The sequence below is a fragment of the Amycolatopsis sp. NPDC049252 genome, assembly GCF_043197175.1.
GTDB lineage: Bacteria > Actinomycetota > Actinomycetes > Mycobacteriales > Pseudonocardiaceae > Amycolatopsis.
The window spans coordinates 184,186-196,861 of record NZ_JBICSQ010000005.1 but is presented as its reverse complement, the minus strand read 5'-3'; the positions used below and the strand labels follow the sequence as shown (position 1 = coordinate 196,861).

At 69.4% G+C, this 12,676-nt stretch carries 11 protein-coding genes; 8 read left to right on the top strand and 3 right to left on the bottom strand.

Features of this window, described 5'->3' with window-relative positions; genetic code table 11:
• Positions 1-3 precede the first annotated feature (3 nt).
• Complete coding sequence (locus ACGFMK_RS10810) at positions 4-480, bottom strand: hypothetical protein (protein ID WP_392760431.1); 477 nt, start codon at positions 478-480, stop codon at positions 4-6.
• A gap of 159 nt (positions 481-639) precedes the next feature.
• Here ACGFMK_RS10810 and ACGFMK_RS10805 point away from each other — a divergent pair, with 159 nt between their 5' ends.
• Positions 640-2,679, top strand: coding sequence for a trypsin-like serine protease (locus tag ACGFMK_RS10805; RefSeq protein ID WP_392760428.1), 2,040 nt, complete (start codon positions 640-642; stop codon positions 2,677-2,679).
• Positions 2,680-2,685: 6 nt separating this feature from the next.
• Here the strand turns inward: ACGFMK_RS10805 and ACGFMK_RS10800 are convergent, their stop codons facing one another.
• Positions 2,686-3,240 (bottom strand): glucosaminidase domain-containing protein, encoded by a 555-nt coding sequence (locus ACGFMK_RS10800; RefSeq protein WP_392760426.1) that lies wholly within the window; start codon positions 3,238-3,240, stop codon positions 2,686-2,688.
• 59 nt (positions 3,241-3,299) lie between these two features.
• A complete protein-coding gene (locus tag ACGFMK_RS10795; RefSeq protein WP_392760424.1) occupies positions 3,300-4,397 on the bottom strand; it encodes a UDP-N-acetyl glucosamine 2-epimerase in 1,098 nt (365 codons plus the stop codon).
• Positions 4,398-4,481: 84 nt separating this feature from the next.
• Here ACGFMK_RS10795 and ACGFMK_RS10790 point away from each other — a divergent pair, with 84 nt between their 5' ends.
• The 7 genes from ACGFMK_RS10790 (at position 4,482) to ACGFMK_RS10760 (ending at position 12,605) form a co-directional block, all read left to right on the top strand.
• Positions 4,482-5,501 carry a glycosyltransferase family 2 protein gene (locus ACGFMK_RS10790; RefSeq protein ID WP_392760423.1) on the top strand — a complete coding sequence of 340 codons (1,020 nt, stop codon included), beginning with the start codon at positions 4,482-4,484 and terminating at the stop codon, positions 5,499-5,501.
• Positions 5,498-6,805 (top strand): hypothetical protein, encoded by a 1,308-nt coding sequence (locus ACGFMK_RS10785; protein WP_392760421.1) that lies wholly within the window; start codon positions 5,498-5,500, stop codon positions 6,803-6,805. Before ACGFMK_RS10790 ends, ACGFMK_RS10785 begins: the two co-directional genes overlap by 4 nt.
• Before the next feature lie 83 nt (positions 6,806-6,888).
• Complete coding sequence (locus ACGFMK_RS10780) at positions 6,889-8,856, top strand: DUF6541 family protein (RefSeq protein ID WP_392760420.1); 1,968 nt, start codon at positions 6,889-6,891, stop codon at positions 8,854-8,856.
• Between the two features lie 59 nt (positions 8,857-8,915).
• Complete coding sequence (locus tag ACGFMK_RS10775; RefSeq protein WP_247063782.1) at positions 8,916-9,617, top strand: glycosyltransferase family 2 protein; 702 nt, start codon at positions 8,916-8,918, stop codon at positions 9,615-9,617.
• 13 nt (positions 9,618-9,630) lie between these two features.
• Entirely contained in the window at positions 9,631-10,065 is a 435-nt protein-coding gene (locus tag ACGFMK_RS10770; RefSeq protein ID WP_392760418.1) for a DUF2304 domain-containing protein, read from the top strand.
• Positions 10,066-10,069: 4 nt separating this feature from the next.
• Positions 10,070-10,606, top strand: a complete 537-nt coding sequence (locus tag ACGFMK_RS10765) for a uridine kinase (RefSeq protein ID WP_392760543.1) — start codon at positions 10,070-10,072, stop codon at positions 10,604-10,606.
• Between the two features lie 328 nt (positions 10,607-10,934).
• The gene (locus tag ACGFMK_RS10760) at positions 10,935-12,605 is read left to right on the top strand and encodes an ABC transporter substrate-binding protein (protein WP_392760416.1); all 1,671 of its coding nucleotides are present in this window, start codon (positions 10,935-10,937) and stop codon (positions 12,603-12,605) included.
• The last annotated feature ends 71 nt before the right edge of the window (positions 12,606-12,676 follow it).

Here is a 12,676-nt window from a genome sequence, read left to right as displayed (position 1 = left end):
CGATCAGGCCGGACCGGAATTGAGTTCGACGAGGGACGAGGGCCCGTTCTGCGGGTCCGCACCTTCGCCGACCGAAGTCCAGCTGTTCTTTTCGATGTCGACGACCTTCGGGACGCCCTTCACGAGCATCGTCGCTTTGAGGGCGTGGTCGTCGGCCTTGATGAGGTAGACCTTGGCGAGGTCGAGGCTCAGGTAGCCCTTGTTCGCCGTGACGTGGAAGCAGAACGTGGCGTCGTTGGTGCGGCTCCACACTTCGATCCGGTTCCCGCTGGTGGCGCAGTCGGCGAACAGGATGTGCCCGTCGCCCTTGAGCAGGCGGATCCCGTGCTCGGCAAAGATCTGGTCGGCGCCCGGGTAGTCGTAGTCCTCGACGATGGGCGGCGGTGCGTCGTCGGCGGCCGCGGTGGCCACGGCGGGGCCGGCGACGAGCGCGGCGGCGGTCAGAACGACTGCGCCGAATGCGCGATTGACAGATTTCACGTATGTCCTCCCCTGAATTCAGGTTCGGATGTTACTTGGCCGCCCGATAGTCAAAATGTGACATGCGTCACCGGCTCGCGCCGTAAAAAATTGTCTATCTTTCGCGATGATCCTCGAGGGGCGGAAACTGCTTCGCGAAAGATAAAGGGGGGAACTCTGGTGGATCGCTCACGAACAGCGGGAAGAACGGCGATCGGCGGTGTGCTGCTGGTGACCGGGCTGCTCGCCGCCGTTCCGGCGTCGGCGGTGTCGCACAGCTCGGTCGCCGCCGACGGGTCTTACGGCTTCACCGCCAAGCTCACGATGGACGGGCGGGCCTGCAGCGGCGTGCTCGTCGCGCCGGACTGGGTCGCCACGGCCGCCAGTTGCTTCCCGGAAAACCCGCAGGGCGGGGCTCCGGCGAAGGCGACCACGGCCGTCGTCGGGCGGACCGACCTCACCGGGTCCGCCGGCCACGCCGTCGGGGTTACCGGCCTGGTGCTCGCCGCCGGGCGCGACCTCGCACTGGCGCGGCTCGCCGCTCCGGTCACCGACGTTACCCCGATTTCGCTGTCGGCCAACGCGCCCGCGGCGGGCGAGAAGCTGCGGGTCGCCGGGTTCGGGCGCACCGACACCGAGTGGGTGCCCGACAAGCTGCACAGCGCGGTCTTCACCGCCGGGGCGAACACCGCCACCACGGCGAGCCTCACCGGGGACGCCGGAGCGGACACCTGCCGCGGTGACGCCGGGGGCCCGGCGTTCCGCGAAGTCTCCGGCCGCGCCGAGCTGGTCGGTGTCAGCAGCGCTTCCTGGCAGCACGGCTGCTTCGGCGAGACCGAGACCAGGCAGGGGAGCACTGCGGCCCGGACCGACGACGTCGTCGCCTGGATCCGGCAGACGGTGGTCACCCCGTCGGCGAAGGGCATCGGGCACACGATCGTCGTGAGCTGGCCCGGGTTGCCGGCGGCCGACAACGCCAGCTACACCGTCTACGGTTCGGCGACCGCGGACGTCCCGGTCGACGCGGCCCACCTGCTCGCCACCACGTCGTCGCTTTCGTACACCCAGGCGCGGTTGCCCGCGAAGCAGACGCGGTACTACCGGGTCGTCGCCACCCCGGCGTCCGGCCCGGCCAGCGCGCCGACGGCGGTCGTCTCGGCCACGACGCCGCTGTCCAAGGGCACCGACTTCACCGGTGACGGCCTCGAAGACGTCGGCGCGGTGTACGACTTCAAGAACGCCCGGACCGGTCTCTACGTCTGGCCTTCGCTCGGCCCGGGGTCGGTCGAATCCCCGGTCCTCGGCGCTCCCGCGCTCAAGTGGGACAGCGGGAACGGCGCGGTGAACGCCAACCAGGCGCGCTGGCTGACCGGTGACTTCAACGGCGACGGCCGCAGCGACTTCGCGATGGTCTACGACTACCTCAACAACAGTTCGACCATCTGGCTCTGGTACGCCAACGCCGCCGGCGGGTTCGACGCGCAGGGCGTCAAGTGGGACAGCGCGAACTTCTCGCCGAGCAAGGCGCGCTTCGTGGCCGGTGACTTCGACGGTGACGGCCGTACCGACATCGGCGCCGCCTACGACAACGGGAACGCGAGCATGTCGTTCCTGACCTGGCACGCCACGGCGACCGGGATCGACGCCCCGGTGACCCAGTGGACCACGGCCGCCGGAGTCTGGGGCCTCGCCCAGTCGACGTGGGTCGCGGGCGACTTCACCGGCGACGGTCGCGCCGACCTCGCGTCCTTCTACGACTACCGCAACAACACGACGAACCTGTTCCTCTGGACCGCGAACGCGGCCGGCAAGTTCGACGACAAGGGCGTGAAGTGGAACGGCTCGAGCTTCACCACGGCCAAGGCGCGCTTCGTCACGGGCGACTTCGACGGTGACGGCCGCATCGACATCGGCGCCGCCTACGACAACGGCAACGCCGACACCTCGTTCTCGACGTGGCGTGCGACGGGCGACGGCTTCGACGCCCCGGTCACCAAGTGGGACAGCGGTGCGGGGACCTGGTCGTGGGCCAAGTCGCAGTGGACCGCGCCGGACATCGACGGTGACGGCCGGGCGGACGTGATCGCCAGCTACGACTACGGGAACTCGAACACCAGCCTGTTCTACTGGCACACGGCCCAGAACGGCGCCCTTGAGGACCGCGGCGGCAAGTGGAACAGCGGCGGCACGTTCAGCGCGGCCCAGGCGGTGTTCCTCTGATCGGCGTCATCGGTCGAAGCGACGCAGGTCGTAGAGGTCCATCAGCCTGATCACCTTGTTCGCGTACTCCGGGTCGGTGGCGTACTTGCGCGCCACCGCCCGGATGAACGCGTCCGGATCGGACCGCGACGGTAGCGCCGCCGCGTAGTTCGTGGAAGTCGTCAGCAAGCGCCCGTAATCACGGAACGAGTCGTCGACGGACGCGTACGAGCGGAAATACGCGTCCACCGGGTGGCACGGCGACGGAACGCATTCCGACGTCTGGTAGCGCGCGCACCGCAACGCGATCGGGCCCGGGCTCGTCGGCCGGACGCACTTGAAGCCGAAGTAGTTCAGCTCGGCCGTCGACAGTTTGCTGCGGCCCCAGTTCGACTCCAGGATCGACTGCGCCACCGTGACCGACGCCGGGATGTCGTACGCGGCGCGGATCCGCAGGGCGATCGGACCCGCCGCGTCGACGTACGCCTGCTGGTAGCCCGCGTTCAGCGCGTCCGCGCGCACCGAGCCCTGGTCGATCGGCGGGACGAGCAGCAGGACCGCCGCGAGGACGAAGTGGATCATGGCGGCCAAGCTGCCCGATCCCCGCGGCCGCGGCGACCCGCGTCACCCCATCGAGGGCGTCAGCAGTAGCCGAGCTGCGCCAGCGAGTTCACGATGATCTCGGACGGGTGGTACTTGTCCATCCAGGACTCACCGCGGCGGTTCTGGTACGTGTCGAGGAAGTTCTGCAGCTTGTCGCCGCGCATTTCGGTGAGCACGACGGTCTCGCCGAGGTGCTGCGGCGTCTCGGTGCGCTCGCGGTGCACCGCGCACGGCAGGCCGAGGTAGTAGCACTCCGCCGAGAGACCACCCGAGTCGGTGACGACGTACTCGGCGCGCGCGACCAGCGGCAGGAACTTCAGGTACCGCATCTTCGGCTGCGCGATGAACTGGTCGTCGAACAGGTTGTCCAGGCCCAGCGAGCGGATCTTCTCGCGCTCGGGCGCGCCGGCCATGTAGAGGATCGGCATCTTGCGGCTCTGCTCGCGCAGGATCTCCAGCACCTCGCGGTACTTGTCCGCGCGCGAGACCAGCTCGAAGCGGTGCAGCGTGGCCAGGCCGAACTTCTCCGGCAGGTTCGGCACGTCCAGCGGCTGGTTGATGGCCAGCCGCATCGCGTCGATCGCGGTGTTCGCCTCGGTGTCGACGACGACGCCGCGGGCGTGGCGAAGGTTGTTCACCTCGCGGATGCTCGGCGCGAAGTGCATGTCGACGATCTTCGCCGCGATCTTGCGGTTCAGCTCCTCGGGCAGCGGCGACAGGATGCTGCCCGACCGCGCGCCCGCCTCGACGTGGCCCACCCGGGACTTCAGGATCCGCTTCCCGATCAGCGCGCCGTACGGCGTGGTGAACGTGTCGCCGTGCACCAGCACCAGCGGCGGGCGGCCGTCCTCGTTGAGGGCGGCGCGCAGCTCGTGACGGCGGCTCCAGGCGGTGCGCATGACCTGCGCGGCCCAGCCCGGCACCTGCGACGGCGACTCCAGGTTGTGCGCCTTCTCCTCCGGCACCAGCCAGACGTCGGGCGCCGGCATGTCCAGGTCGGCCAGTACGTCGGCCACCTCGTCGACGTGCTGCGCGGTGAACCAGATCTTCGGCCGCATCCCGCGCTCGCGGATCCCGTGGTAGACGGGCGCGATCTTGATCAGTTCCGCGGTGGTGCCGAGAATGAAGGAAATCACCGTGAAGGCCCATTTCTGGTCGGGTGCGGTGGCGCAAGGATACTGGCCGACCCGCCGCCGGGACCGCCGGGTAGCCTCGGCCCGGTGAGTGCGAACCCGCTCCTCCCCTCGCTCAGCGTCGTGATCCCGGTCTACAACGAGCAGGACTGGATCGAACGCAGTGTCGGCGCGCTGCTCGCGTCGGCCGAGGCGGCGAACTGGCCGATCGAGGTCGTCGTCGTGGACGACGGCAGCACCGACGCCACGCCGTCACGGCTCGACGAGCTGCGCGAACGCCACGGCATCACCGTGCTCAGCCAGGCCAACGGCGGCCGGTTCGAAGCCCGGAGCGCGGGCATCGCGAAGTCGTCCGGCGAGTGGATCGCGCTGCTCGACAGCCGCGTCATCCTCGACGAGCCGACCCTGACGTTCCTGCGCGACCAGCTCGTGGACCACCCCGAGCGGGCGGTCTGGAACGGGCACATCAAAGTCGCTTCCGAGCACAACCCGTACGCCGGTTTCATGGCCGGCCTGGTCAAGGTCCCGTGGCGCAAGTACTGCGCGAATCCGCGGCTGATGTCCTACGGCATCGAGGAATTCGACGTCTACCCGAAGGGGACGACGTTTTTCTGCGCCCCGCGCGCGCTCCTCGAAGGCTCGGTCACGGCGTTCGCGTCGCTGTTCGACGACATCCGCTTCGCCAGTGACGACACCCGCATGCTGCGCTGGATCGCCGAGCGCGAGCAGATCTGGCTGGCCCCCGAGCTGTCCGCGACCTACAACGGGCGCGACTCCTTCAAGAAGTTTTCGCAGCAGGCCTACTTCCGTGGCACGACCTACGTGGACTCCTACATCGGCTCGCCCGGCCCGGCCCGCAACGCGCTGTTCGGCGCGCTCGCCGTCGGCGTCCTGGGGTTGTTCTTCGCCGCGAAGAAGCCGAAGACGACCCTGGCGGCCGGGGTGCTCGGCGCCGTCGCGGCCGGCGAGGTCGTGAAGAAGTGCGGCGCGACCGGGCCGGAGGCCCGCGCGGTCACCAAGCTGCTGCCGGTGTTCGCCGGCGGCTTCGGCGCCGGTGTCGTGCGCGGCCTCGCGATGGCCGTGCGGACCCGCCTCCGGCGCCGATGAGCACCGAGGTGGAGACGCCGGCCGCGGCCCGCAGCGGCCGCACGACCGCGGGCAGCCTCGGCGGCTCGCTGATCGTGTCGATCGGCCTCGGCTACGTCCTCACCGTCGCCTGCCAGCGGCTGCTGCCGCCGCACGAGTACGTGGTCTTCCTCACCTACTGGGGCCTGGTGATGGGTCTCGGCAGCACGCTTTCGCCGCTGGAACAGGAACTCTCCCGGCAGTCCGCGGTGGCCGCGCTCGCCGGCGGCAAGGCCGGCCGTCCGGCGCTGCGCGCGGTGGCGGTCGGCGTGGTCGTCGCGGCCGCGTTCTCGCTCTGCCTGCTGATCCCGCCGGTCAACGAGCGGCTCTTCGACGGCGACTGGTCGCTGGCACTGGTGGTGTTGGCCGGCGGGGTCGCCTTCGCCTGCCAGTTCGGCGCCCGCGGGCTGCTGATCGGCCAGCACAAGGTCAAGGCGTTCTCGCTGCTCGTGGTCGCCGAACCGACGGTGCGGGCGCTCATCCTGGGCGTGCTGTTCGTCTCGGTGGCCTACAACATCACTTCGCTGGCGATCGCCGTCGCCGCAGGCTCGTTCGCGTGGCTGCTGTTCGCCAAGCCGGTCCGGCAGCTGCTCGACCCGCACGTCGAGGGCGACGGCTGGGGCGTCACGAACCGCCGGATGGGCATGCTGCTGGTCGGCGCGGCCCTGACGGCGGCGGTCATCACCGGTTACCCGGCGCTGGTCGGCCTGCTGGCGCCCGGCGGCGACCGCGACCAGGTCGGCGCCCTGTTCGCCGCGCTGGTCATCGCCCGGCTGCCGCTGACGCTGATCGGGCCGGTGCAGTCGCTGGCCGTCCCGTTCGTCGTGCGGCTCTCGGTCACCGAAGAGGGCCGGCACCGGTTGCGCCGCGTCCTGGCGCTCGGCACGGTCGCCGCGCTGGTCCTCGCCGCGCTCGGCGCCCTGGTCGGGATGTGGCTGGGGCCGTGGGCGGTCCGGTTCGTCAGCGGCCCGCGCTACGACCAGGTCCAGGGCTGGTGGGTAGCGGGGCTGGTGTGGTCGTCGGTGCTGCTGGTGCCGATGCAGCTGCTCACGGCCGTGCTCGTGGCCCGGACCCAGGCCAAGCTCGTGCTGGTCACCTGGGCCGTGGTCACCGGCACGGCGTCCCTGCTGCTGGTGCTCCTGCCCGGCGACACCGTGTTCCGCGCGGTTGTCGCGCTGGCGGCGGCCCCGACGCTGGGCCTGGCCGTCGTGCTCGCCTTCGTCCTGCGCCGCGCCCCCGAATCGGCGGCCGTGACAACCTCGGACACCGGTGAAACGTCTTCATAGCCGCCCAGTAAGGTGCGCTTCGGGCTCGCCGGTGGGGACGGGAAACGGCGCGCGATGCCGTTGAGGTTTGGACAGCGAATTCGATGAACGTTCTACTCGTTTTGCTCGCGTTCTGGCTGCCGGGTCTGGTGTTCGGCGCGGCGATCCAGCTCCGGGGATGGACGCTGGCCGCCGCCGCGCCGATGCTGACGTTCGGCCTGGTCGCGCTCGGCATCCCGATCCTCGGCCGGTTCGGCATCCGCTGGACGATGCTCAACGTCGCGCTGTGGACGTTGGCGCTCTCCGCGGTCGGTTTCGGGCTGGCCTTCGCCGTGACCCGGTGGACGCGCCGCCGCCACCCCGACTGGGAAGAGCCGGAGCGGCCCGCGCGCAGCGTCCGCGACCACGTGCTGATCGGCCTCGGCGTCGCCGCCGGCATGGGCATCGGCACCGTGACGGTCCTGCGCGGCTTCCGGAACATCGACAACGTCCAGCAGGGCTGGGACGCGCCGTTCCACGCCAACCTGGTGCGCTGGATCGCCGAGCACGGCGACGCGCGCCCGTCGACCGTCGGCACGATCGCGAACCTGCCGAACGAGACGCACTACTTCTACCCGGACACCTACCACGCGCTGCTCGCCCTGGTCTTCGGCAAGGGCGGCCTGACGATCATGCCGACGCTGAACCTCGCGGCGCTCGCGGTGGTCCTCACCGTGCCGCTCGGCGTCGCCGCGATGTGCCACGCCTGGCGGATGCCGGCGATCGGGGTGGCCGCGGCCGCCACGGTGTCGGCGTGCTTCACGGTGTTCCCGTACGACTCGCTGTGGCGCGGCCCGCTGTGGCCGTTCGTCGCCGGCGTCGCGCTGATCCCGGCCATGCTCGCGGTGGCGCGCCACCTGCTCGAGCCGCGGTCGATCGCCGGGCCGGCCGCCATCGGCGTCGGCACCGCGGGGCTGGCCGGGCTGCACACGAGCGTCGTGTTCGTCGTCATCGTGTACTTCCTGCTGATCCTGCTCGCGGTGGTGTTCCGCTTCGAGAAGATCACCTGGCGGCGGTCGCTGCCGTCGCTGGTCGCGAGCGTCGTGCTGGCGGCCGCGTTCGGCATCCCGGTCGTGCTGCCGTCGCTGTACAACGCGGGTGGCGTGACCAGCGCCTTCTGGGCGTCCGAGGCCACCGTGTCCGGCGCGTTCGGCGAGACGATCACGTTCTCGCCGATGGCCGCGTTCCCGCAGTGGTGGATCGGCATCCCGGCCATCATCGGCGTGGTCCTGCTGGTGAAGCACCGCCGGATGCTGTGGATGGTCGGCGCGTACGTCGTGCTGGGCGCGTTGTTCGCCGCGACGGTGTCGATGGAGAGCGACCTGATCCACACGCTGAGCAGCCCGTTCTACAACGACAACTGGCGCGTCGCGGCCCTCGTGCCGCTGGCCGGCTGCGTGGCGTTCGGCGAGTTCGCGAACACCGCGTCGGGCTGGTTCGCCGAGAAGGTCGCCCCCCGGCTGCCGAACCTCAAGCCGGCGACGCTCACCCTGGTCGGTGTCGTCGTGGTGGCCCTGGTGGTCGGCGGGCTCAGCCGGGGCGGCTACATCGGCCGCAACGCCGCCCGCCTGCAGCTCAACTACAGCGGCGGCCCGACGGTCAGCAAGGACGAGGAGACCGCGTTCGCCTGGCTCGCGCAGCACACCGCGCCGGGCGAGCGGGTGCTCAACGACAAGGCCGACGGCTCGGTCTGGATGTACGCCCTGGCCGGCGTGATGCCGACGCAGTGGAACTTCTACGGCGCCGAGCTGAACACGGACGCGGGTTACCTGAGCGTCTACGCCAACGAGGTCGAGAAGTACCCGGAAGTGCGCCGGCTGCTCACCAACCTGAAGGTGCGCTACGCCTTCGTCGGGGAGGGGAAGGTCACCAAGACGACCCCCAACGACGTCGGCCTCCTGAACCTGGACAAGAGCCCCGGGTTCAAGCTCGTCTACCACAACGCCGGTGCTTCGATCTACGAGATCGAGGGCCAGCAGGGGGTCGTCACGTCCGGGGCCGCTCCTGGGTCTCCGGCCGGTAACGGGCAGTGAAAGGCTAAAGTGATCGCGTGTCTCTGACCTCCGTGACCAGCCGCCGGGTGCTGATCGTGATGCCCGCGCTGAACGAGCAGGCGAGCGTCGCTTCGGTCATCGAGCAGGTGAAGAAGGCGCTCCCGGGCGGTGACCTGCTGGTCGTCGACGACGGTTCGGTCGACGACACCGCCCGCTTGGCTCGCGCGGCCGGCGCCGAAGTGGCCCGGCTCGCCGTGAACCTCGGGGTCGGCGGGGCCATGCGCACCGGCTTCCGCTACGCCGCCGCCCGCGGTTACGACGTCGTCGTGCAGGTGGACGCGGACGGCCAGCACGACCCCGACGAGCTCGAGGCCCTCCTGCGCGGCCTGGACGACGCGGACATCGTGATCGGCTCGCGGTTCGCCGGCAAGGGCTCGTACAAGGCCAGTGGCCCGCGCAAGTACGCCATGGTCGCGCTGTCGCTGGTGTTCTCGCGGCTGGGCAAGACCAAGCTCACCGACGTCACGTCGGGGTTCAAGGCGATGGGCCCGCGCGCGATCCGGCTGTTCGCCGGCTACTACCCGGCCGAGTACCTCGGCGACACGGTGGAGTCGCTGGTCATGGCCATCCGAGCCAAGCTGGTCATCAAGGAGATCCCGGTCGTCATGCGTGAGCGCGCGGGCGGCACCCCCAGTCATTCGCCCGTCAAGTCCGCCGTCTACCTGGGCCGGGCCGGGCTCGCGCTGCTGCTGGCGCTGGTGCGCCGCCGCCCCGCGGTCGACTCGTCCGACTCGGCATAAGGAGCTCGCGAAGATGGCCGGTTGGCGCATCCTCAGCATCGTCATCGCCTGCTTGGTGCTGTTCGTCGTCATCGAGATGATGCGACGCCGCAAGCTCCGTGAGAAGTACGCGGGTGTGTGGCTGGTCGTCGCCGTCGGCGTGGTGGTGCTGGCCGTGATCCCGTCGGCCGCGCAGTTCCTGGCCAATCTGACCGGCGTGGAGACGCCGTCGAACTTCGTCTTCCTCCTCGCCGGTGTCGTGCTGGCGCTCGTGTCGCTGCACCTGTCCACCGAGGTCGGTCACCTCGAGGAGGAAGTGCGCACCTCGGTCGAGGAGACCGCGTTGCTGCGCTGCGAGCTGGAAGACGCCAAGCGCGAGCTGGCGCGCCGGATCGCCGACCTGGAAGCGAAGACGGCGGCCCCGGACGACGTCAAAGGGCTGCCCGAGGTCCAGCGCGTCAGCAAGTGACGCGCTGATCGAGGCCCTGCTCGCCGCGCCCGCGCGGCTCGGCGGGGTCCGGCTGCTGGCCGTCGACGGCCCGTCGGGTGCCGGGAAGTCCACCCTGGCCGCGGAAGTCGTCGCCGGACTGCGTTCTCGCGGCTGTCGCACGGCCCTCGTGAGCACCGACGCCTTCGCGACGTGGGACGACCCCGTCGGGTGGTGGCCGCGGCTCGTCGAAGGCGTCCTGAAGCCGCTCGCGGCCGGTGTCGACGGCGCCTACCGGCGGATGGACTGGTCCACCGGGGTCCCGCGGCCGGGGGAACTCGTCCGAGTGACAGTCCCGGACGTCCTGGTGCTGGAAGGGGTTTCGAGCGGCCGGGCTTCGGTCCGGCCCCTGCTTTCCCACCTGTGCTGGATCTCCGGCGGTACGGAGGCCGAGCGGCTGGCCCGGTCGGTGGCCCGCGACGGCGAGGCCTCGAGGGCGGAACTGGGCCGCTGGCAACGGTTCGAGCGCGGCTGGTTCACCGTCGACGGCACCCCCGTGGCCGCCGGGACCCGACTTTCGTAGGGAACGGATCGGTCACTCAGCGTGACCAAGGCGGTCCGGATCGATCAAGCGACCCGGAACCAGTCACCACGGGTGGTCTAACGGGGGTACCGCCATCTGAGTCATGGATCCGGCACCCGGCGCATCCAGAGCCCGCAAACGGTCACATTCTGTCGTGATTTACGGACACATTGCGGTCAAATCGTCGCCCACGTAGCGCGATCGTAACCTCACGTGCTTAAGTGCGAGCCGAGTTCCCGCTAGTGTCGGCGAGCACACCGATCGTCCGGCGTGTTCCTGACCGACCGGACGGTGACTTAAAACCCGAACATCTCCCAAGGGGTGCCAGATGCAGCAATTGCGGCTGACCCGAACACGCCGCGTGGCCCTGATCGGGCTCGCCGGCGCGCTCGCGGTTTCGCTGTCCGCTTGTGCGGATTCGAAGCGTGACGAGGGCGCTGGAGGTGGGACCGGGGGCACCATGATCTTCGGTGCCGCCGGAAACCCGAAGATGTTCGACCCGGCGTTCAACGACGAAGGCGAGACCTTCCGGATCACGCGTCAGATCTACGACACGCTGATCCAGAACAAGCCGGGCACCGCCGACCTCGAACCGTCTCTCGCCGAGAAGTGGGAGTCGAGCAACGAGGGCAAGACCTGGACGTTCAGCCTGAAGTCGGGCGTCAAGTTCTCCGACGGCACCCCGATGGACGCCACGGCGGTCTGCGCGAACTTCGACCGCTGGTACAACATGAAGGGCGCCGCCGCCCAGAGCCAGATGATCTACTACGGCGACGTCTTCGAGGGCTTCGCCAAGAACGAGGGCGACGCGACCGGAGAGCCGGTCTACAAGAGCTGCGAGGCGAAAGACCCGGCGACCGCGGTCCTGAACCTGAACAAGGCCAAGGGCGCGTTCCCGTCGGCGTTCACGCTGCCGTCGTTCGCCATCCAGAGCCCGACCGCGCTCAAGGCGCACAACGCCGACACGGTCACCCAGAGTGGCGACTCGTTCACCTACAGCGAGTACGCGAACAAGTTCCCGGTCGGCACCGGCCCGTTCAAGTTCGAGAGCTGGGACCAGGCCAAGGGTGAGATCACGCTGGTCAAGAACGACAGCAGCCCCACGCCGCCGAAGCTCGACAAGCTGATCTTCAAGGTGATCCCGGACGAGAACGCCCGCAAGCAGGCGCTCAAGGCCGGCGACATCAACGGCTACGACTACCCGAACCCGGCGGACTACGGCCTGCTGCGCAACGACGGTGAGCAGGTTCTCATCCGCCCGTCGTTCAACGTGCTGTACCTGGGCATCAACCAGGCCAACAACCCGAAGCTCAAGGACGTGCGCGTCCGGCAGGCGCTGGCGTACGGCGTCAACCGCGAGCAGTTCGTGAAGTCGAAGCTGGCCGAGGGTTCCGAGGTCGCGACCGAGTTCGTCCCGAAGGTCATCTCGGGCTACACCGACGACGTCACCAAGTACCCGTACGACCCGGAGAAGGCCAAGCAGCTGCTGCAGGCGGCCGGGGCGACGGACCTGACGCTGAAGTTCTACTACCCGACCGAGGTCACCCGGCCGTACATGCCGAACCCGGCGGACACGTTCACGGCGATCTCCGAGGACCTGAAGAACATCGGCATCAAGATCGAGACCCACGCCGAGCCGTGGAACGGTGGTTACAAGGACGACGTCCAGAAGGCCGGCAAGCAGGATCTCCACCTGCTCGGCTGGACCGGTGACTACAACGACGCCGGCAACTTCGTCGGCACGTTCTTCGGCCGCGAGAAGAAGGAGTTCGGGTTCAACAACCCGCAGCTCTTCTCGGCCCTGAGCGCGGCGGACGCTTCGCCCGCCGGTGACGCCCACGCCAAGGCGTACCAGGAAGTCAACAAGCAGATCATGGACTTCCTGCCGGCGATCCCGATCGCGTACCCGACCCCGGCCATCGTGGTCGGCCCGAAGGTCAAGGGCCTGGTGGCGAGCCCGCTCACCGACGAGCGCTTCAACACCGTGACCGTCAGCTGATCTGATTTCGGCCAAGCAAGGGGTGGGCGCTACCGCGCCCACCCCTTGCGCCTAATCCCGGGCTGGCTACG

Bases quoted from the DNA above. Each gene is read 5' to 3' on its own strand.
- ACGFMK_RS10785 (WP_392760421.1), top strand. From the start codon at position 5,498: ATGAGCACCGAGGTGGAGACGCCGGCCGCGGCCCGCAGCGGCCGCACG.
- ACGFMK_RS10800 (WP_392760426.1), bottom strand. From the start codon at position 3,240: ATGATCCACTTCGTCCTCGCGGCGGTCCTGCTGCTCGTCCCGCCGATC.
- ACGFMK_RS10770 (WP_392760418.1), top strand. From the start codon at position 9,631: ATGGCCGGTTGGCGCATCCTCAGCATCGTCATCGCCTGCTTGGTGCTG.
- ACGFMK_RS10760 (WP_392760416.1), top strand. From the start codon at position 10,935: ATGCAGCAATTGCGGCTGACCCGAACACGCCGCGTGGCCCTGATCGGG.
- ACGFMK_RS10775 (WP_247063782.1), top strand. From the start codon at position 8,916: ATGCCCGCGCTGAACGAGCAGGCGAGCGTCGCTTCGGTCATCGAGCAG.
- ACGFMK_RS10780 (WP_392760420.1), top strand. From the start codon at position 6,889: ATGAACGTTCTACTCGTTTTGCTCGCGTTCTGGCTGCCGGGTCTGGTG.